We start from the raw sequence: 1,722 nt of genomic DNA, 5'->3' as shown, positions 1-1,722 counted from the left end.
GTCGCGGACGCGGAGGCCGCCGTCGACGCGGCCGGCGGCGACGCGGACGCCGCGAAGGTCGAGAACTTCGGGTAGCCACCGGGTCCGGCCCAACGTTCTGATCCTCGTCGCGTCCCCCGCCGGTGCCGCCACGCTTTAGCTATCCGCCCAGAGACGTGCCGGTATGGACTACCGACGACTCGGGAACACCGGGCTCAGCATCTCGGAGCTGTGCCTCGGAACGTGGCGGTTCGGTCGCGAGACGAACGGCGTCGTCGAGACGGGCCGCGAGGAGGCCCACGAACTGCTCGACGCGGCCGCGGGCCGCGGGATCAACTTCATCGACACGGCGAACGTCTACGGGACGCCGCACGGGACGAGCGAGGAGTACATCGGCGAGTGGCTCGACGAGCGCGACCGCGAGGACTACGTGATCGCCTCGAAGGTGTACTTCCCGTTCGACGGCCGCGGCGAGCCGGGACCGAACGACTCCGGGCTCGGCCGGAAGCACATCCGCGCGCAGGTCGAGGGCACTCTCGACCGTCTCGACACCGACTACCTCGACGTCTACTACATCCACCGCTGGGACGAGGAGACGCCCATCGAGGAGACGATGCGCGCGCTCGACGAACTCGTCTCCGAGGGGAAGGTCCACCACCTCGGCGCGTCGACGATGGCGGCTTGGCGGCTCACGAAGGCGCAGTGGACCGCCGACGTCAACGACTACGCCTCCTTCGACGTGGTCCAGCCCCTCCACCACGCGGGCTACTACGAGGACGTGAAAGAGTACCTCGACGTCTGTATCGATCAGGATCTAGCCGTCTGCCCGTACTCCCCGCTCGCGGGCGGGTTCCTCACCGGGAAGTACGAGCGCGCCGACCCCGACGACCCCGAGCAGGTGATCGCGCCCGACGGGTCGCGGGCGAGCTTCGACGACCGGTTCGAGCGCTTCTACCTCTCCGAGCGCGGCTGGAAGGTGCTCGACGCGGTCCGGGAGGTCGCCGACGAACTCGACGCCACGCCCGCACAGGTCGCGCTCGCGTGGCTCTCCGGCTGGGACGAGTTCACCTGCGTGCCCATCGTGGGCGCGCGGACGGTCGACCAGCTCGACGAGAACGTCGCCGCGACCGACCTCGACCTCTCCGACGCGCAGTGGGACCGGATCATGGACGCGCGCTACGACCCGGACGGGACCCTCTGGGGGCACTGAGATCCCCGCCTGCGCGCGAGCGGGGCCGTCCCCGCCGCCCGCTACGTCTCGAAGTCCGGGAGGTCGTCCGGTGCGTCGAAGTCGGCCTCCCAGTCGATGTACTCCGTTTTGAGCGTTTCGCAGACGATCTGCCCCAGCTCCGTGAGACCGGCGTTGATCGCGGAGACGGTCCCCCACGAGTCGAGGTCGGGGTGGAGGTCGCGCTCCTTCCAGTCCTCGGGCAACCCCGGCGCGTGGTAGCCGACGCGGTCGGCGAAGTCGTCCCAGAAGAAGTCGAAGCGGGAGACTAATTCGAGGTCGAGCGCGATCCGCCAGTCTTCTTCGTCCATGTCGCTGCCGGCGGCCCACTCGTCGAACGCCTCCTCCCACGCGCCCTCGCGGAGGAACGCTTCGAGCTCGTCGCGGCGGTACTCGCCGCCCGAGACCTCTGCGTCCTCGTACTCGTTCGGGTCGACGGCGGCGAGTTCGGGGGGATCCGGCGGGTCGACGTCGAGTGACATGTGCCGGTGTGGGGGCCGCCGGGGCAAAACGCT

2 protein-coding genes and 1 pseudogene (1 of these 3 only partly in view) are annotated in these 1,722 nt (G+C 69.6%); 2 read left to right on the top strand and 1 reads right to left on the bottom strand.

Annotated elements, in window-relative coordinates; translation table 11 throughout:
- Together BN903_RS09030 and BN903_RS09025 are read left to right on the top strand one after the other, a co-directional pair.
- Positions 1–75 (top strand): annotated as a pseudogene (locus tag BN903_RS09030) (FAD-dependent oxidoreductase); it begins 390 nt to the left of the window's first position.
- Between the two features lie 88 nt (positions 76–163).
- Positions 164–1,189, top strand: a complete 1,026-nt coding sequence (locus BN903_RS09025) for an aldo/keto reductase (RefSeq protein WP_048077427.1) — start codon at positions 164–166, stop codon at positions 1,187–1,189.
- Between the two features lie 41 nt (positions 1,190–1,230).
- Here the strand turns inward: BN903_RS09025 and BN903_RS09020 are convergent, their stop codons facing one another.
- A complete protein-coding gene (locus BN903_RS09020) occupies positions 1,231–1,689 on the bottom strand; it encodes a hypothetical protein (RefSeq protein ID WP_048077426.1) in 459 nt (152 codons plus the stop codon).
- Positions 1,690–1,722: the final 33 nt, after the last annotated feature.

Source organism: Halorubrum sp. AJ67 (genome assembly GCF_000513435.1).
This window is presented reverse-complemented; position numbering and strand designations above follow the sequence as displayed.